Annotated in this window: 12 protein-coding genes and 1 tRNA gene; 5 read left to right on the top strand and 8 right to left on the bottom strand. The window is 60.4% G+C overall.

Annotated features, from left to right (window positions below; genetic code table 11):
• Positions 1-29 precede the first annotated feature (29 nt).
• From LGH74_RS05005 to LGH74_RS05020, 4 genes are all read right to left on the bottom strand, one after another.
• Positions 30-788: a LytR/AlgR family response regulator transcription factor gene (locus LGH74_RS05005; RefSeq protein ID WP_226172902.1), complete on the bottom strand. Its 759-nt coding sequence runs from the start codon at positions 786-788 to the stop codon at positions 30-32.
• Positions 785-1,903: a sensor histidine kinase gene (locus LGH74_RS05010; RefSeq protein WP_226172905.1), complete on the bottom strand. Its 1,119-nt coding sequence runs from the start codon at positions 1,901-1,903 to the stop codon at positions 785-787. Before LGH74_RS05010 ends, LGH74_RS05005 begins: the two co-directional genes overlap by 4 nt.
• Positions 1,904-2,047: 144 nt before the next feature.
• A complete protein-coding gene (locus LGH74_RS05015) occupies positions 2,048-4,618 on the bottom strand; it encodes a TonB-dependent receptor (RefSeq protein WP_226172908.1) in 2,571 nt (856 codons plus the stop codon).
• Positions 4,619-4,875: 257 nt separating this feature from the next.
• Positions 4,876-5,187, bottom strand: coding sequence for a hypothetical protein (locus tag LGH74_RS05020; protein WP_226172911.1), 312 nt, complete (start codon positions 5,185-5,187; stop codon positions 4,876-4,878).
• 187 nt (positions 5,188-5,374) lie between these two features.
• Here LGH74_RS05020 and LGH74_RS05025 point away from each other — a divergent pair, with 187 nt between their 5' ends.
• The gene (locus tag LGH74_RS05025) at positions 5,375-6,409 is read left to right on the top strand and encodes a 2-hydroxyacid dehydrogenase (RefSeq protein ID WP_226172913.1); all 1,035 of its coding nucleotides are present in this window, start codon (positions 5,375-5,377) and stop codon (positions 6,407-6,409) included.
• Between the two features lie 256 nt (positions 6,410-6,665).
• On the opposite strand, the gene LGH74_RS05030 is transcribed toward LGH74_RS05025, so the two are convergent.
• Positions 6,666-6,739 (bottom strand) — tRNA-Arg (locus LGH74_RS05030).
• Between the two features lie 123 nt (positions 6,740-6,862).
• The gene (locus LGH74_RS05035) at positions 6,863-7,573 is read right to left on the bottom strand and encodes a TVP38/TMEM64 family protein (protein WP_226172915.1); all 711 of its coding nucleotides are present in this window, start codon (positions 7,571-7,573) and stop codon (positions 6,863-6,865) included.
• 292 nt (positions 7,574-7,865) lie between these two features.
• On the opposite strand from LGH74_RS05035, the gene LGH74_RS05040 reads away from it, so the two are divergent.
• From LGH74_RS05040 to LGH74_RS05050, 3 genes are all read left to right on the top strand, one after another.
• Positions 7,866-9,005 (top strand): cystathionine gamma-synthase, encoded by a 1,140-nt coding sequence (locus LGH74_RS05040; RefSeq protein WP_226172917.1) that lies wholly within the window; start codon positions 7,866-7,868, stop codon positions 9,003-9,005.
• Between the two features lie 156 nt (positions 9,006-9,161).
• Complete coding sequence (locus LGH74_RS05045) at positions 9,162-9,863, top strand: SGNH/GDSL hydrolase family protein (protein ID WP_226172927.1); 702 nt, start codon at positions 9,162-9,164, stop codon at positions 9,861-9,863.
• Positions 9,864-9,952: 89 nt separating this feature from the next.
• Entirely contained in the window at positions 9,953-10,957 is a 1,005-nt protein-coding gene (locus tag LGH74_RS05050) for an MBL fold metallo-hydrolase (protein WP_226172929.1), read from the top strand.
• Positions 10,958-11,007: 50 nt separating this feature from the next.
• Here LGH74_RS05050 and LGH74_RS05055 read toward each other — a convergent pair whose 3' ends face one another.
• Together LGH74_RS05055 and LGH74_RS05060 are read right to left on the bottom strand one after the other, a co-directional pair.
• Positions 11,008-11,955 carry a hypothetical protein gene (locus tag LGH74_RS05055; protein WP_226172931.1) on the bottom strand — a complete coding sequence of 316 codons (948 nt, stop codon included), beginning with the start codon at positions 11,953-11,955 and terminating at the stop codon, positions 11,008-11,010.
• Between the two features lie 378 nt (positions 11,956-12,333).
• Positions 12,334-13,893: a hypothetical protein gene (locus LGH74_RS05060; protein WP_226172933.1), complete on the bottom strand. Its 1,560-nt coding sequence runs from the start codon at positions 13,891-13,893 to the stop codon at positions 12,334-12,336.
• A gap of 375 nt (positions 13,894-14,268) precedes the next feature.
• On the opposite strand from LGH74_RS05060, the gene LGH74_RS05065 reads away from it, so the two are divergent.
• Positions 14,269-17,121: a TonB-dependent receptor gene (locus LGH74_RS05065; protein ID WP_226172935.1), complete on the top strand. Its 2,853-nt coding sequence runs from the start codon at positions 14,269-14,271 to the stop codon at positions 17,119-17,121.
• Positions 17,122-17,205 lie beyond the last annotated feature (84 nt).

Raw genomic sequence — 17,205 nt, forward strand, 5'->3', positions numbered from 1 at the left:
CTACTGTTTAGAGTAGATATCAGACTGCTTTACTTGCCCAGCCACTCCTTAAACTCGGTGGCCCGGTCGCCGCTGACGAGCACCTGCTGGCGGGCGGTGGGCTGGAGCTCTACTTCCAGCCGGCCGGCCGAGTGGTTGTGAATAGTGCCGATGGCGGGCAGGCTGAGCAGGTACTGGCGGTTGACGCGAAAAAACTGGCGGGGGTTGAGCAGCTGCCCGAGCTTATCGAGGCTGTAGTCGACGGCCAGGCGCTGGCCCTGCTTCGTGACCATAAATGTGGCGCCTTCTTCGAAGCAGAAGTAGGCTACCTCCTGCGTATCGACGCTGCGCAGCCGGGTGCCCACCGTGACCAAGAACCGCTCCTTATACTCGGGCTCGGGAGCGGGGCTCACCAGACGCAGCAGGGCCGGCAGGTCGGCGGGGGTGAAGTGCTGGCGTAGGCGCTGGTACTTGTCGAGAGCCGCCACCAGCTCGTCGTAGTTAATGGGCTTGAGCAGATAGTCGATGCTGTTCACCCGGAAGGCCTGAATCATGTACTCATCGTAGGCCGTGGTGAAGATGATGGGCGTGCTCACCTGCACCTGCTCGAAGATGCGGAAGCCCAGGTCGTCTTCCAGGTGGATATCGAGAAAGAGCAGATCGGGGGCGGGGTGGGCCCGCAGCCAGGCCACGGCCGCCGCCACCGAGGACAGCCGGGCCAGCACCTGAATGGTAGGGTCGTGCTTGCGCAGCTGGCTTTCCAGGCGCCGGGCTGTCAGGTTTTCGTCTTCGATAATCAGGACGTTCATGCGGGAATCAGGGGGATGCGGACTATAAACTCGGCCTCGGTTTCGGTGGTGTACACGAAGGCCTCGGTGAGCAGGCGGTAGCGGTTACGGATATTATCGAGGCCTACGCCGGTGGAGGCGTAGGTGGCCGGGCGGCGCTGCAAGGTGTTGCGCACCACCACCGCGCTGCCTTCTAGCCTGATATGCACCAGCAGCGGCTTCTGCTGCGACATAGCGTTGTGCTTCACCGCATTTTCGACCAGTAGCTGCAGCGTGAGCGGGGCAATGCGGTAGGCCTGCCGGGCATCGTCGGGCACCTGCACTCGCACGTCGAACTTGTCTTCGAAGCGGATTTTGAGCAGAAACGTGTAGGCCTTGATGAAGTCCAGCTCGGTACCCAGCGGCACCAGGTCATGCTCGCGCTGCTCCAGGGTGTAGCGGTAGGCGCGGGAAAGCTGGTCGATGAACTGCTCGGAAAGGTCGGCATCGACGTGCACCAGGGAGGAGAGGATACTCAGGCTGTTGAAGAGAAAGTGCGGGTTGACCTGGCTTTTGAGGGCCGCAAACTGGGCCTGCAGGTTCTCGTTTTCGAGCTGCTGGGTGCGGGCATGAAAGGCGCGCACCCGTAGCAGCGCCCGGCTGTTGGCCACCAGATAGAAAGCCGACAGCATCAGCATCAGGAAAAACCCGTCGTTGGCGCGGTGGTGCAGGGCAATGTGCTCTGGGGCCAGGCCCGCGGTGCGCTGCGGTTTGAACCCGGGAATGAGCTTAAACAGCAGGTGCATCACACTGACGTAGGCAATGATGAACCCGGCGGCCAGCGCCATTGAAATCAGCAGCGTGGCCAGTTGGGCGGGCAGCTTGAGCTCCAGCAGAAAATCTTCGCCAAACCAGTTGAACAGCCGCTGCTGAATCCACTCCACCATGCTCAGCCACACGAAGTAGAAGAGCAGCAGCACCACCCCCTGTAGCACCAGAATCGGCAACGACCAGAGGAAGTCGTGCCAGTTGTAGTGCAGCTCGGGAAAGTTGATGTAAGTATGAATCGGCAGGTAAATAATGACCAGACTCAGGGCCAGCTTCCACTTTTGGCGGGCGCTGAGGTGGTAAACAGCCGAGGGGGAGAGGGAGGTCATGGAGGAGGGTAGGTGGGCCGTCAAGAACGGCATTCCGCAGTAGAACGTCAGGTCAAGGTTGCCGAGGAAGCTCGTCTGCTGACGTTGTTGGGAAAAGCACGTCATGTCGAACGAAGCCCGCGAGCTGCGCCGCCGCTGACGCCTTTATGGCCGGCCGCCGCTGGGCTGGGCCGTGGGGGTTTCGGTGCCTTCGCCGCCGCTTTTTAGGTCGTCGTTGTTCACCGACTTCTTGCGCCGCGTGGGGCCGGCCGTGAGCTTGCCGATGCGGTAGCTGAAGTTGGCCCGGAAGCCCAGCATCTGCATCGTATTCACACTGTTCTGGGTGACGAGCGGCGACACGACCTCGCTGCGTAGCTGGTATTTTGGGTTCAGGAAATTATCAACACCGAAGCCCAGGCTGGCTTTTTTGTCCCACAGGTCGCGCTTCAAACCCAGGCTATACACCCCGAAGCCGCTCTGGTAGCCCTGCAGCTGCACCTGCCGGCCGCGGTAGAAGCCAAAGAACTGCAGGCCCCAGTTTTTGGTGAAGTTGTAGGAGCCAAACAGCCGCCCGCTCACCACCCAGCCCTCGTTACCGGCATTGTAGAGCGGGTCGGAGACGTTGTTGCGCAGCACGGCATAGTAGAGGTCGGGTCCGCCGCTGAGGCTGAGCTTGCCGGCAATGTTGACGTTGGCAAACACGTTGATACCGTAGGCGTTTTCGTTGCCGATGTTGGCGTACGTCGTCCGCAGCGTGTCGCCGCCCAGCACGCTGCGCACGGCCTGAATAGAGCCTTCCGTGTTGCGGGCAAAGGCGCTGAAGTTGAGCGTAGTGCCTTTCAGGAAGGTGCTGTACGACAACTCGAAGCTATTGGTGTATTCGGGGCGGAGCAGCGGATTACCCTGCGTTACATTCAGCGGGTTGGCAGCCTGCAAATTGGGGTTCAGAAACTGCAGCGAAGGGCGCTGAATGCGGCGGTTGTAGGCCGCCTTGAGCACGTTGCCGTTGGCCAGCTTGCGCGAGAGGTTTACGCTGGGCACCAGCACGCCGTAGGAGGGCAGGGTCACGGTTTCGTTGGTCTGAAAATCCGCGTCGATAGTGGTGTGCTCGTAGCGGGCCCCGGCCTTGAGGCTGTAGCTCTTCAGGAAGCTCAGCGTGTACGATACATAGGCGGCGGCCACGTTCTGGTTGTAGGTAAATACGTTCGACAGGCTGCTGCTCGTCAGAGGCAGAAACGCGCCGTCGGGGCCGTCGGCGGCCAGGTAGGTGTACTGGCTGCGCACCCGCCGCATAATGTCCTTGCCGCCCAGCTCCACCAGCTGACTTTTGCCGATGGGTACCTGGTAGTCGGCCTGCACGGTTACTTCCTGGTTGTAGCTGTCGTTCTGGTTTTTGAGCCGCGCCGTCACGGCCTCGCCCGAACTCAGCAGAGCGTTGGTGAAGTCGTTGGTGGCGTTGGTGCGGCTGTAGAGCGTGAGCAGGCTGAACTCGTGCTGGGGCTGAGCGAAGAGGTGGGTGTAGTTTAGGCTCAGATCCAGGTTGTTGGTTTTGTCGGTCACCTGCACATTGCGCAGGCTGCTGGCCTGCAACGCACCGCCCTCGTAGGTTTGGGTCAGCAGGCCGTCCTGGTAATTGCGGCCGTTGCGGATGCCCAGCTGGGCGCCCAAAGCCAGGGAGCTCTGCTTGTTGATGTCGTAGTCCCAGCCCAGGTTGTAGCGGCCCCCAAACTGCGCGCGGCGGGTATCGGCCTGCTGGGTGGTGAGGCGCTGGCTGCCGTCGAGCGGGTCGGTGGTGAGCTGGGTGTTGCTGAACGAGCCGGGCGTGTTGTAGCCCGCCCGGCCGCCGCCGCCCAGCGAAAAGCCCATCTTGCCCACCCGGTAGCCCGCATTCAGGCCCAAATCGGCGCTGCGGAAACCCGCGCTGCCGCGCACGTCCAGGGTTTTGCCCTGCAGGTTGTCTTTCTTGGTGATGATGTTGATGATGCCGCCCGAGCCCTCGGCGTCATATTTGGCCGAAGGCGAGGTAATAACTTCCACGCTCTTAATCTGGTCGGCCGGAATCTGCTTTAGCGCGTCGGCCACGTTGCTGGCCGTAATGGTCGAGGGCTTGTTGTTGATGAGCACCTTGATGTTGGACGAGCCCCGCAACGACACGTTGCCGTCGAGGTCTACCGAGAGCAGCGGCACGCGCTTGAGCACGTCGGTAGCGTCGCCGCCGCGGGTGGTCTGGTCCTGCTCGGCGTTGTAGACGGTGCGGTCTACCTTTTCCTCAATCAACGCCCGCTGGCCTTCTACCACCACTTCCTTGAGCTGCTGCGCCGTCGATTCGAGCGTGAGCGTGCCCAGGCCTACCGTTTCGCCCTGCTCAGTAAACGTCACGCCGGGCTTTTCCAAAGACTTGTAGCCGATAAAGCTCACCTGCACCGTGTAGCTGCCGGTGGCCACGCCGCTGAGCGTGAATTTGCCCTTATCATCGGCCACGGTGCCATCCACGGGCTTGCCGGTAGCGGCGCTCAGCAACGCCACCGTAGCAAAAGGTACCGGCTGCTTATTGCCCGCATCCAGCACCGTGCCCGTGAGCTTGCCCCGGCCGGGCACGGCGGCCGGCTGGGCCTCAGCAGGTGCACCGGCGGGCCGCCCAGCGGGGCCGGTAGCGGGCCGCCCATCAGTGGCAGAAGCGGGCCGGCCCTCCGGACGCGGTTGGTTTTGGGCGAAAACAAGCCCGGGAACGGCCACAAGGGCGAGGCAGAGAAGCTGACTTTTCATAGCAGAAGGTTCCGACTGGTAGCCGGTAATGGAACGAAGCTACCGTCCTGCCTTCTGCTGTGGAAACCGATGTTGCTGAATGCCGCTTTTTCCGGGTTGAATTCCTCTAAGTAGCGCTGGAATCATTCAGTAGGCCTGGGGCGCGACTTGCACCACTACCGGCAGCAATCCGGATTCTTATCGGCCGTTGCGGTAGCCGCTAGCCGCCAGTGCAAGGCCCCGCCCGGCTAAAACTTTCGGGCGTGGCAGGCCGAGCAGTCGGCTGCCGTGGGCAGCATGTAAGAGTGCTGTTCAATGGCGGTGTCCAGGGCGTGGCGAAAGGCGACAAGCAGCTTTTCCCGCTCCACGGTCGGCATGTTCTGCAATACCTGTTCAATGGAGGCCCGGTAGACGTGCGCCATGAAATTGGGGCCGTAGGCGGCAAAAAAGCCGTTGTGGAGCGCATCAAACGTGGCTTTCTCGGACGTGGAAATCGACTGGGAAAGAGCTAGCCAGTCTTTGGCGTTGTTGTCCAGGCTAAGTTGCAGGGATTCGTTCATGGGCTTGCGAGCAAACTAGTAGCAGTGACAAGGGAAAAGAAGTGCCGGGGCAGATACCGCCCGGCCCGCAAAGCTTGCCTTTTGCCCGCCCGGGTTTCGTGACATACGTCATGTCGGGGTATGATGCTGCTCATCTTTTGCCGGGTTTCAAAGCCGCACCTTTGCTTTCGTACCTCACTGCTGCCCCATGAAAACCACGGTCTTTAGTACCAAGCCTTTTGAGCAGGCCTATCTGAGCGCAGCTCTCGACTCCGAGCATCCGCTACATTTCGTCGAAGCCAATCTGAGCGTCGAAACGGCCTCGCTGGCCCAGGGCTCGGAGGCGGTGGCCATTTTCAGCACCGATGATGCCTCCGCGCCGGTACTCGATGCCCTGTATGCGCAGGGCGTGCGGTTCATTGCCATCCGGGCCACCGGCCACGACCAGGTAGACCTGGCCCACGCCCAGCAGCTGGGCCTGCGTGTGGCCAACGTACCCGAATACTCGCCCTACGCCATTGCCGAACACGCCCTGGCGTTGATGCTGGCCCTCAACCGCCGCCTCATTCAGGCTGACCGCCAGCTGCGGGCCTACGACTTCCGGCTCGACGAGCTGATCGGCTTCGACCTGCACGGTAAAACCGTCGGCATTATCGGCCTGGGTCATATCGGGGGCATTGTGGCCGGCATTCTGAAAGGCTTCGGCTGCCGCCTGTTGGGCTATGACCCGCTGCCTAACCCGGAGCTAACTGCCCGCCACGGTCTGGCCTATACTACCCTGGACGAACTGTGCGCCGAGGCTGATATCATCACGCTGCACGCGCCCATGGTACCCCACGCGCCCTACCTGATCAATGCCGCCCGTCTGGCCCGGATGAAGCCGGGCGTGATGCTGATAAACACCAGCCGGGGCGGGGAGCTCGATACCGAAGCCGCCCTGGCCGCCCTCGATTCGGGGCAGCTGGGTTACCTGGGCCTCGATGTGTATGAGCGGGAACAGGCGCTGTTCTTTCAGGATCATTCGCAGCAGCCACCGGCCGATGCGGTATTTGCCCGGCTGCTTACCTATCCCAATGTGCTCATCACCGGCCACCAGGCATTTCTAACTCAGGAAGCGCTGCGCAACATTGCCACCACCACCCGCCAGAATCTGGATGCCTGGGCCGCTGGCAGGCCGCTAGCAACGGAGCTGACTCACGCTGAGCCTAAATCGGTGGTGTCCCAGCCGGGCTTGCTGGTGTAGTGCCGCCCCGAAACGTTTCTTTACTTTTCACCCTGTTTTTCGCACCTCAGCTATGGAACCCGCCCCAGTTTCTTCGCCGGACACTTCCTCCCGCGACACGCTCATTACTTCCGCCTTTATGGTCACGCTAGTGCTGCTGGCCGCCTTGGTCATCGGGCTACGCTAAGTGGCGAACTGCGACACCGGTTGAGGAAACCAGTGAGCGGAACCTTATAAAACAGAAAGGCCTCTAGCGTGCTGCTAGAGGCCTTTTCTGTGGTCGTATAAGGAGTCGAACCTTAAACCTTCTGATTCGTAGTCAGATGCTCTATCCAATTGAGCTATACAACCATTTACCGGTTTGGTGCTGCAAAGATAAGAGCAAAAAATCGGGTCAAGCAAACCTGAGGGGAAAATTCTTCTGAAAAAAGACCCTAAGAAAGCACAAATCGTTGAAAGTCAGTTTTAATATTTTTACTCCGCAGCGGTGCTGCGGCTCAAGGCTCGCTTCAAGGCGCGGTTGAAGATATAATAGAGCCCAAACAGCGAGATGATAATCAGCCCCACCAGTAGCAGTTTGCCCGCCGTGCCGGTGTCGGGGTTGCGGACCAGGGCAAACACGTCCTGGGCCTTGGTGCCGAGCCAGTAGAAAAACAAACTACGCGGCAGCATGCCCAGCACGCTGCCCAGTAAAAAGCGTCGCCGGTCGATGCGCATCACGGCCAGCACGAAGGTCATCAGGGCGAAGGGCAGCACTGGCGAAATGCGGGTGAGAATGATGAGCTGCAGGCTTTGGGTTTTCAGCTCCCGCATCACGGCTTCGGCCTTGGGAAAGTGGTGCAGAAAGGTGGTCATCTTGCCGTGGTCGAGGCGGGAAGCCACCTCGTAGCCCACCAGTGCCGCCAGGGCATAGGCCAGTACCATACCGGGCAGCCCGGCCCAATCGAAGTAAAAACCAGTTACCAGGGCCACGAATGTGGTAGGCGTGAGGGCAAAGGCCATGGTGACGCCAATGAAGGCGAAATAAAACAGCATCTGGCCCAGTGTTAGTCGGTGGAGCAACTCCTGGTTTTGGTAGAGCAGGTAGCTTAGCACCGAGCTGCCAACAACCGGCATGGCTACCAGCATACCCATCGAGAGTAGAGTAGAGGCGTTTTTTTGGAAAAGCTCTTTGAGAAAAGCCATAGGCAGCGGAAAATCAATTAGGCCGGCCAGCAGCAGCCGGCCCGAAGGTAGAACGAAAGAAGCGGCCGGAAGGCTACACCTACCCTTCAGCGGGAAAGCGGCTTCGGCTTCGTAGGCTAATCGGGACTGCTGCGCGGCGGCAGCTTTGCCAGAAAACACACGAATTAACATATGGGCGCTACCCAGCGGTGGCCCACAAGAATCGGGTAAACTTTTCTCTCGCCAGCCTTCTTACCTTTGGCGCCCTAACTCCGAGCACCAGCACCTTTTTTGATTCCGTAACAACTCACCCATGAAATTCGGTACCAAAGCCATCCACGCCGGCGTGCACCCTGACCCCACCACCGGGGCTATCATGACGCCTATCTACCAGACCTCGACCTACGTGCAACGCTCCCCCGGCGACCACAAAGGCTACGAATACTCGCGCACTCACAACCCCACCCGCACCCAGCTGCAGGATGCCCTAGCCGCTCTCGACAACGGCCAGCACGGCTTGGCCTTCGCCTCGGGCATGGCCGCCACCGACTGCGTGGTGAAGCTGCTACAGCCCGGCGACGAGGTCATTTCGACCAACGACCTATACGGCGGCTCCTACCGCATTTTCACCAAGGTGTATGAGCCCCTGGGCATCAAGTTCCACTTCGTACCCATGCACGATATGGAAGCCGTGCGGGCCAAAGTGAACGAGCGGACCAAGATGATCTGGGTGGAAACGCCGACCAACCCGCTGCTCAACGTCATCGACATTGCCGCCGCCGCCGCCGTAGCAAAGGAAGCCGGCGCGCTGCTGGTGGTCGATAATACCTTCTCGACGCCCTACCTGCAAACGCCCCTGGCCCTGGGCGCCGACATCGTGGTGTATTCGCTCACCAAGTATATGGCCGGCCACTCCGATACGGTAATGGGCGCGCTGGTGTACAACGACGACCAGCTGCACGAGCGGCTGAGCTTCTACCAGAATGCCTGCGGCGGCACGCCCGGCCCCCAGGATTGCTTCCTGGTGCTGCGCGGCCTCAAAACGCTGCACATCCGGATGCAGCGCCACTGCGAAAACGGCCGCAAAGTAGCTGAGTACCTCAAGGCCAACCCCAAAGTGGAAAAGGTGTTCTGGCCCGGCTTTGCCGACCACCCCAACCACGACGTGGCAGCCAAACAAATGAACGACTTCGGCGGCATGATTTCCTTCGTGCTCAAGGGCGACAAAAAGGAGGACGCCATTGCCACGCTGGAGAAATTCCAGCTGTTCTCATTAGCCGAAAGCCTTGGCGGCGTCGAAAGCCTCTCGGGCCACCCCGCGACCATGACGCACGCCAGCATTCCGGCCGAAGCCCGCAAAGCTGCCGGCCTCTCCGATTCGCTGATTCGCCTCAGCGTGGGCATCGAGGATGTGGAGGATCTGATTGAGGATCTGAAACAGGCCATCGGCTAAACACGACGCCGGCAACGGCCTCTGACGTAGCAGCCAACCAGAAAAGCTGGGTTTCCTTTCCGGAGGAAGCTCAGCTTTTTGGCTTTATAGTCCGGCAAGGCGGCAATCTGGAGCATGGCTAAAGGCGTATAGCTGGTAATCACCGTGGTTTCTGCTATGACTCGCCTCTTCTTTCTGTTTTCTCTGTTCCTGAGCCTCAGCTGCACCCGCAGCGGAGACGACGTACCCAAGCCCGCCAGCTCTGGGGCGGGCAGTACGCCTGCCTCGGGTAGTAGCCTGCTGTCGTTGGGCGACTCCTATACCATCGGGGAAGGCGTGCCGGAAGCTGACCGCTGGAGCGTGCAGCTGGCCCGTACGGCCGGCCTCGCTGCACCCGATATCATTGCCCGCACCGGCTGGACGACCGGGGAGCTGCAACAAGCCATTCGGGCGGCCAATAATTCGAAGACCTACGACCTGGTTTCCCTGCTAATTGGCGTGAATAACCAGTACCGCCGGCTTCCGCTGACTACCTACCGCACCGAGTTTCGGGAGCTGCTGCAAACGGCCGTGCGCTTTGCCGGGCAGCGACCGGGCCGGGTTTTCGTGCTTTCGATTCCGGACTGGGGCCGCTCGCCCTACGGCCAGGGCTACGACCAGCCGCGCATTGCCAGCGAAATAGACCAGTTCAATGCCGTGGCCCGCGACGAGTGCCAGCAGGCCGGCGTTGCCTTCGTCGATATTACGAGCTACACCCGGGCTGCCGCCGGTGATGCCAGCCAGTTTGCGCCCGATGGGCTGCACTATTCCGGCAAGCAGATGCAGCTGTGGGCTCAGCAGGCCTCACCAGTGGTAAAGACGTTGCTCCGCAACCCGTAGCGTCTGTTCCTTACCGGAATTAAAGTAAATCGTGGTGTTGTGCGTCTGGTAGGATAAGGCGCACTATTATGGCCTGCATCAACCGCATCATGAAAACACCTTCCCAGTTCAACGGCAAAAAATACCTGAACACCGTGCCCACCGGTATGTCGATGGACTATGGGCTGATGGCCCGGCGCTGGCTGCAGGGCAAAGAGGAGCGGGAGCCCAAAAAGCCTTTAGGGCCGTTTCGGGCCGATGTAGCCGCCCTGGCCGAGCCCGTGCCCGCCGCCGCGCTGCGCGTTACATGGTTTGGCCATTCCTCCACTCTGATTGAGCTGGATGGCAAACGGTTTCTGACCGACCCGGTGTGGCGCGAGCGGGCGTCGCCGTCGGGCGTGGTGGGGCCCAAGCGCTTCTTTGCCGCGCCGCTGCTACTCTCGCAGCTACCCAAGCTCGACGCCGTCATCTTGTCGCACGACCACTACGACCACCTCGACAAGGACGCTATCCGAGAGTTGAGCCGCACGGGCGTACCGTTTTTCTGCCCGCTGGGCGTGGGTGGCCACCTGCGCCGCTGGGGCGTGCCGGCCGCCCAAGTAACCGAGCTGGACTGGTGGCAGCAGGTGCCACTTGGCAACACCCACACGCTGGCCGCCACGCCGGCCCGGCACTTTTCCGGCCGCCGCCTCACCCGCGACAATACACTCTGGGCTTCCTGGTGCCTGCTGAGTCCCACGCACCGCGTCTTTTTCGGCGGCGACTCGGGCCCCTACGAAGCCGGATTCCGGGAAATCGGTGCAGCCTACGGCCCTTTCGACCTGACGATGCTGGAAATAGGCGCCTACGATGAGCTGTGGGCTGATATTCACATGGGCCCTGACCATGCGCTGGCGGCTCATCGGGCCTTGCAAGGCCAGGCGCTGTTGCCTTTGCACTGGGCCACGTTTAATCTGGCTTTCCACGCCTGGCAGGAGCCGGCCGAGCGTCTGGTAGCCGCTGCCGGCCCGGAAGTAACCCTGCTGCTGCCCGCGCCCGGCCAGCGTATCACGGTAGCTGATGGGCCGTTGCCGAAGCAGTGGTGGCAGCAGACCGCCCCAGGAAGCGCCAGCTGAGGGAGAATTGGCAGAACACCCGGCTCACTCGGGCATTCTGCCACTACCCACTAATCTTCGGCTTCGGCACAGTGGCCCGGGCCCGAGGCACCTTCGTTGTAGTTGATCAACGGTGTGGTAGCAGTGGTGATATAACCGGAATTCGCCCCGGAAATTGGAGTTGAGGCACTTGTATTTAATATATTCTGGCTGCCAATCTGGGCATCGGCCTGAGCAATGTAATCAGCTATGCCAGTCTCCTCGGCTCCTTTAGCCAGGTTTAGCTTGGCCGTAATCAGCTGGTGAGCTAGCATAATCAACTCGTTGCCATCGGCGGGCGTGAGCAGAATAGCGAGAGCCTGCAGGTCGGTGTATACTACCGAGCCCAGTTGGAGCGACGTTAAGCGCCATTCGTTCTGGTTGTTGCCAACCGGAATGGGGCCGTGGGTGCTCCAGTAAGATGCGGTATAAGTGCAGGTAGCACCAGCGTGGCAAGGCAGGGTAGAGGCAGGCGTGGCGGCCGTAAACTCGCTGCGCTGCTGCGTGTTGGTAGCATGGGCAAATGCCCGGAATACGTAATCCTGCACGGTGCAGCTCAGAGCCGTACCACAGTTGGTGGATGCGCCGTTGTCAAATAGCAGCTCCCCGACGTTGACGACTACCGACTGGCCCGGAGCCAGCTGATAGCGCGAGCGGTTGGCATTGCCAGAAAAAGAAGCCTTGCAGAGCTGCTGGTCGGAAGCCCAGCGGTTGCCGTTGGCCGCATAAGCCGCCGCACTCATCCACTGCAGTGTAAAGCCAGCTGGTGCGCCGGTGGTAGCATCAGCCGTAACCCGCAGGTTTATTGAGGTCTGAGTGGCGCTGGCGGGAGCTAGTGTAAGCGTGTTGAGGTCGGTTTTTTTGCTGGCATCCTGGCCGGTGGTGGTAGTGTGCAGTTCGTCGAGCTCCTGTTTCGAGCAGGAAAGGAGCGTTCCGCTGACCAACACGGCTACAACGATAGATTGGATAAACGTTTTCATGGTGGCTGAGGCAATAGGTGAGTAGAAAGGGCTGATACCGGAGGCAAATAATATCCGGGTGGGGTGGCGGCGTAAGCAGAGTAGCCTATGGTGGAAGGAGCTGGGTCATCTTATCATCTGATAAAAAGTACTGTCGAGTAGCTCAAATATATTTATATATGATTAAGTAAAGTTAAAATATGATTATTTATTTTTTAAAGTTATATCGATATAAGTAAAGTGTAATAAAATGGCTTTTACCTAGTGCGGTATATTTCAACCATTCGACAGGTATGTTATTCCCAAAGGCTGTGGCGGCGTAGTTGCCCGAACGTAAAATGGCCCCGCCGGCAGCCTAACAAGCTGCAAGCGGGGCCATTGAGCCGGAATAAAGAGATATTACGGCGTGTCGGTGCGCAGCAGGCGGGCCACCTGCCGGCCATCGGCGCTGCGGGCAAAGTAGAGCCCGGCTGGTACCGTCGCCTGGGGTTCCCACACTACCAGCCCATCGAGGCCGCTGTTGAGGCGGGCAACCTCGCGGCCTAATCCATCCGAAATCAGTACAGTTTGGGTGGTGCGGGAGGCTAGCCGAAACTGCACCTGCTCGTGAAATGGCACGGGAAAGGCATTCAGAACCGTAGGCTGACTGGTTTTGGTAGCCAGTACGACCCGGCTGACCCGGAAAGTAATGGTGCGGACTTCGGTGCCGTTGAGGGGGCAGCCGTTGTCGGCCAGCGTTACGGAGCAGGAGTAGAGGCCCGGGTTCAGGTTGGGCACCTGCCAGGTGAGCCGGGACTGGTTGGGGCCCGTAGTCTGGAAAGAGGCCCCGGGCATAATGCTGGCCACGTCACTGCTGAGGCGCACGGTTTGGCCCGCGTCGGGGTCAGTGGCATTCAGGGTCAGCGAAATGGTTTCTCCGGTAGCTACGTCGATGGGCAGGTTGAGTGGGTAGTCGGTGGTACCGTTGTTGATGCGGGCCGTGGCTACGGTAGGGTTGCGGTTGCCGCTGCCGGTGAATACCGAGTAGATAACGTCACGGACGACGCTGCTAATGAGCGTGGGGCGGCCGGCCAGTTTGCGGTACTCGTCCACGCGCACGGCTACTATATACGGGCCGATTTGCGAAATAATGGGAAACGCCAGCAGCTCGCCGGTTGTTCGGCTCAGCTCGAAGTAGGGCGTCGCTACACCATTGGTTACCTGGAAGGAAAACAGCGGAAAAGCCGCTGAGTACGTCCGGGCGGGGTAGGCCACCATCTGGCCCGTAGCCGGGTCCTGGAAGCTGCCCGCCGCGTAGCTCATGTAAGGAATAGGCACCCCACAGGAAGACAACGGGTCTGGCAATTGCTTGGCAAGCGGCTGCACCGACTGATATACCAGCGAGTCGCCATCCGCATCGAAGGCCGTGAAGCTGTAGCGGTGCGACTGGCTGGCGCACAAGTAGGGCAAAGTGGAGGAAGTGAAGCGGGCCGAGTTGTTGCGCAGGCCAGAGGAGTTGTCCAAAAAAGCGCCAACATTGAATCCCCTTAATATAGATTCAACAACGTTGCGCATACTCCCCGTGCGGTTTTCCTCATTAATGCTCAGCGACCAGCGGCCCGGGGGCAGTTGCACCACGCCTTCAAAAACAATGATTTCGTAGCTGAAATCCCCGGCGCAGCCGAGAGGAGAGGTGGTCGTAGTGGAAATGCGGGTGAGCGGAGTAAAGAAGCCTCCCGCTGCGGTAGCGTCGCAGCCATCCTTAGCTACGGCCAGCTGAACTGTGCCAAAATCGACAGCGGTAGTTTGATACTCCCGGTACAGCCGGGCCGTGACGCGGTACTGGTTGGGCGCGGTAGCCGTGCCGGCGTATTGGTAGGCTAGGTCGCCGCCCAGGATGTGGCTGGCTTGGGCCGAAGTAGCGCCACCAAGCCAGCAGAGGAGCAGCAACAGGAAAGAGAAGGAAGCGTGGATGCGCATAAACAAAGGCTGATAAGTGAATAGGAAACAGGAATTAGGCGACAATGAGCAAGCCGGTAAAGCCTAAAAGATATTCTGAAAGTACTATATGGCCAGCTTGAAAACAACGAAGCCGCTGATTTCCGGATGGTTAGTAACAGGCACCGGGCAAGCAACCCGGCTACCAGTGTGGCAAGCATTGTAGGCTGCCTGAAAATGGCCTTCCGGCTGCTGCCTGACGGTAGCACTGCTGGCAATATGTATTTATCTTATCCACAGAATGCTATATTTAAGAAAGACTAGCCGAACTCCAGCAAAACACCATTGTAACCGGGTGCGCGGCTTCCCGCAGTTTCTACATTAGCCGATATTTCAACCACTTACATTTTGGGTTTTATGAACAGACCACTACTCTTCATGGGCACGCTGCTGCTCTTGCTGCTGGCCCTGGCGGGCCACGGCCAGGCCCAGAATCTGACGGTAACGGGCCGCGTAACCGGCGCCGGCGGTAGCGGGCAGCCCGGCGTTACGGTGCTGGAGAAAGGCACCTCCAACGGCACTTCTACCGATTCCGACGGGCGCTACAGCATCAGTGTGCCCGGCACGGCCACGCTGGTTTTCTCGGCCGTGGGCTCGGCTGCCCAGCAGATTGCCGTGGGTGGCCGCACCAGCCTCGACGTGCGGCTGCTTGATGCCACCACCGATTTGAGCGAGGTCGTCGTGACGGGGTCCCGGGCTACCGAGGGCCGCTCCAATATTCTGACCACGGCGCCCGTCGACGTTATTTCGGCCCGGGAAATCAAGATCTTCGCCCAAACCGACGTCTCGCAGATTCTGACCTACGTGGCCCCGTCGTTTCAGTCGTCGCGCCAGGCTATTTCCGACGGCACCGACCACGTTGATCCGGCTTCCCTGCGCGGTCTGGGGCCCGACCAGGTGCTGGTGCTCGTAAACGGCAAGCGGCGGCATTCCTCGGCTTTGGTCAACATCAATGGCACGGTGGGCCGCGGCTCGGTGGGCACCGATTTGAACACCATTCCCAACGCCAGCATCAAGCGCATTGAGGTGCTGCGCGACGGAGCGGCGGCTCAGTACGGCTCCGATGCCATTGCCGGCGTCATCAACATTCAGCTCAAAGACGATACTACCGGCGTGCAGGCCAGCAGCACCGTAGGCGAAACCTACGAGGGCGACGGCCGCCTCTACCAGGCCGATGCCAACGTGGGCGTGGGCCTGAATGGGCGTGGCTACCTCGATGTGAGCGGGCAATTCAGCAACCGGGCCTATACCAACCGCACCGGTACCGACACCGCCCCGCTGATATACCTGGGCGGCAACGGCGGCAACTACCCCGGCAGCGCCGATACCGAGCAGAAGCGCCGCGAGCTGAAAGCCCAGGACGATGCACTGGTGCGGCAAAACGGCTACGACCGTAAAAACCTGCGCCTGGGCCAGTCGGAAGCCCGCAACTACGGCGGCTTCCTGAACCTGGGCTACACGCTGCTGCCCGCCATTGGGCTCGAAGCCTACGTAACGGCCGGGGCCACGCACCGCACCGGCAAGGCCGCCGGCTTCTACCGCCTGCCCAACCAGATTACCCAGACTGATGCCACGCTGTACCCCAATGGCTTTTTGCCCTTCATCAATACCCTTATCGACGACCAGTCCATCATTTCGGGGCTGCGCGGCCGCGTAGGTGGGTTCGATATTGACCTGAGCAACACCTTTGGCCGCAACGCGCTGCGCTTCGACATCAGCAACACGCTCAACGCCTCGTTGCCCATTGGCCTGAGCCCAACCAATTTCTACGCCGGCACCATTGCCTTCCGGCAGAACACGAGCAACCTGAACGTTGCCCGCCGCTTCACCGACGTGGCTGCTTTAAGCACCTTGAACGTGGCTTTCGGGTTGGAATACCGCGATGATAACTACCGCATTGAGGCTGGGGAGCGGGGCTCGTATGCCAACTACGGCCGCGTTATTGCGCCGGGTCCGCCGCCCACGTTTGCCGCCGCCGGGGCCCAGGTATTTCCCGGCTACCAGCCCTCCGACGCCCTGAACCGCTCCCGCACCAACACGGCCGGCTATATCGATCTGGAAAGCGACATTACCGAGAAGTTGCTGGTGAGCGTGGCCGGCCGCGCCGAGCGCTACAGCGACTTTGGCAACAACGTGAGCGGCAAAGTGGCGGCCCGCTACAGCGTGCTGCCCGACGTGGCGGTGCGCGGAGCCATCAGCAACGGTTTCCGGGCGCCTTCCCTACAGCAGCGGTATTTCACCAACACCAGCACCCAATTTGTGCAGGGCGCGCCCAACCAGGTGCTGACGGTGAACAACGACAACCCCATCGTGCGCAACAGCTTCACGCCGGGCGGCACGGGCCAGCAGGGGTTCGGCATTCCGGCCTTGAAGCAGGAAAAATCGACCAACTACAGCCTCGGCGTCACGGCTCGGGTGCTGCGCACGGCCACACTCACCGTGGATGCCTACCAGATTGACATCCGGGACCGAATTGTGCTGTCGTCGCAGTTTAGCCGGGCCAATGCCACGGTGGCTACCATTCTGGGCACGCTGCCGGTAAGCCAGGTGCAGTTTTTTGCCAATGCTATTGATACCCGCACCCGGGGCATCGACGTGGTAGCCAACAACCGCATGGAGCTAGGCCCCGGCCGTCTCACGCTCACGGTGGCGGCCAACTTCAACAAAACCGAAGTGCAGAAAGTGAACAGCTCGCCCACCATCGACGCCGACCAGACCGGGCTGCAAAACACGCTGTTTGACCGCCAGCAGCGCGGCCGGATTGAAAATGCCCAGCCCCGCAGCAAAGTCAACCTGACGGCTGGCTACGCCCTGGGAATGTTCAGTGCCGAGGCCCGCACTGTATACTTCGGCTCGGTCGAATACAAAGACGCCCGCCTCGACAACCCCGCCGCCAACAACGGCTTCCTGTTTTCCAGCATCGACCAGAAGTTTGCGGGCAAATGGGTGACTGACCTGACTGTGAGCGTGCAGCTCAACAAGGAAATCGGGCTGACGGTGGGCGCCAACAACATCTTCGACGTGTACCCCGACAAGTTTCGGGTGTACGAGCTCAACAGCGAGCAGAACTTTGCCGTGGGCGCCCTGGCCTACAATTCCTCCCGCGACAATACCAACCGGGGGCGCACCATCTACAACCCCAATCAGTTTGGCTACAACGGCGGCTTCTACTTTGCCCGCCTGCTGCTGAATCTGCCCACGACGAAGTAAAGCCGGCGGCTGGCCCGTCAATGCAATGCAGCCTAAAGAAAACAGCCGGCCCCGTATAGGAGGCCGGCTGTTTTGCTGTTGAGC

This window comes from Hymenobacter lucidus (genome assembly GCF_020447265.1).
Lineage (GTDB): Bacteria > Bacteroidota > Bacteroidia > Cytophagales > Hymenobacteraceae > Hymenobacter > Hymenobacter lucidus.

What these genes read in the sequence shown, in the direction of transcription:
- LGH74_RS05005 (WP_226172902.1), bottom strand. Translation starts at nt 788, where the DNA reads ATGAACGTCCTGATTATCGAAGACGAAAACCTGACAGCCCGGCGCCTG.
- LGH74_RS05010 (WP_226172905.1), bottom strand. Translation starts at nt 1,903, where the DNA reads ATGACCTCCCTCTCCCCCTCGGCTGTTTACCACCTCAGCGCCCGCCAA.
- LGH74_RS05020 (WP_226172911.1), bottom strand. Translation starts at nt 5,187, where the DNA reads ATGAACGAATCCCTGCAACTTAGCCTGGACAACAACGCCAAAGACTGG.
- LGH74_RS05025 (WP_226172913.1), top strand. Translation starts at nt 5,375, where the DNA reads ATGAAAACCACGGTCTTTAGTACCAAGCCTTTTGAGCAGGCCTATCTG.
- LGH74_RS05035 (WP_226172915.1), bottom strand. Translation starts at nt 7,573, where the DNA reads ATGGCTTTTCTCAAAGAGCTTTTCCAAAAAAACGCCTCTACTCTACTC.
- LGH74_RS05040 (WP_226172917.1), top strand. Translation starts at nt 7,866, where the DNA reads ATGAAATTCGGTACCAAAGCCATCCACGCCGGCGTGCACCCTGACCCC.
- LGH74_RS05045 (WP_226172927.1), top strand. Translation starts at nt 9,162, where the DNA reads ATGACTCGCCTCTTCTTTCTGTTTTCTCTGTTCCTGAGCCTCAGCTGC.
- LGH74_RS05050 (WP_226172929.1), top strand. Translation starts at nt 9,953, where the DNA reads ATGAAAACACCTTCCCAGTTCAACGGCAAAAAATACCTGAACACCGTG.
- LGH74_RS05055 (WP_226172931.1), bottom strand. Translation starts at nt 11,955, where the DNA reads ATGAAAACGTTTATCCAATCTATCGTTGTAGCCGTGTTGGTCAGCGGA.
- LGH74_RS05060 (WP_226172933.1), bottom strand. Translation starts at nt 13,893, where the DNA reads ATGCGCATCCACGCTTCCTTCTCTTTCCTGTTGCTGCTCCTCTGCTGG.
- LGH74_RS05065 (WP_226172935.1), top strand. Translation starts at nt 14,269, where the DNA reads ATGAACAGACCACTACTCTTCATGGGCACGCTGCTGCTCTTGCTGCTG.